The organism is Pseudoduganella ginsengisoli, from assembly GCF_009720865.1.
GTDB lineage: Bacteria > Pseudomonadota > Gammaproteobacteria > Burkholderiales > Burkholderiaceae_D > Rugamonas > Rugamonas ginsengisoli.
Genome location: NZ_WNLA01000133.1, coordinates 1 through 228 on the forward strand (window position 1 = coordinate 1; position 228 = coordinate 228).

The 228-nt window shown below is 64.9% G+C and carries 1 protein-coding gene; it reads left to right on the top strand.

Features of this window, described 5'->3' with window-relative positions; translation table 11 throughout:
- Window positions 1-228 (top strand): Ig-like domain-containing protein (locus GM668_RS30870; RefSeq protein ID WP_170305946.1); only part of this gene is annotated, 228 nt, incomplete at both ends.

The window sequence follows — 228 nt, forward strand, 5'->3', positions numbered from 1 at the left end:
TGTCCGGCGCTTCGCTGCCGCTGTCGATTACGGTCGACACTGGCCAGCCGCAATTGGCGGCGCCGGACTTGCAGGCCACTTCGGATAACGGCTCATCGAATACCGACAACATCACCAACGCTCTCAACCCGGTGTTTGCCGGCGGTGGCGCGGAAGCCGGCGCCAAAGTGCATCTGTATGCCGGCGGGGTGGAAGTGGGCAATGCCGTGGCCGACGCCAGCGGCAACT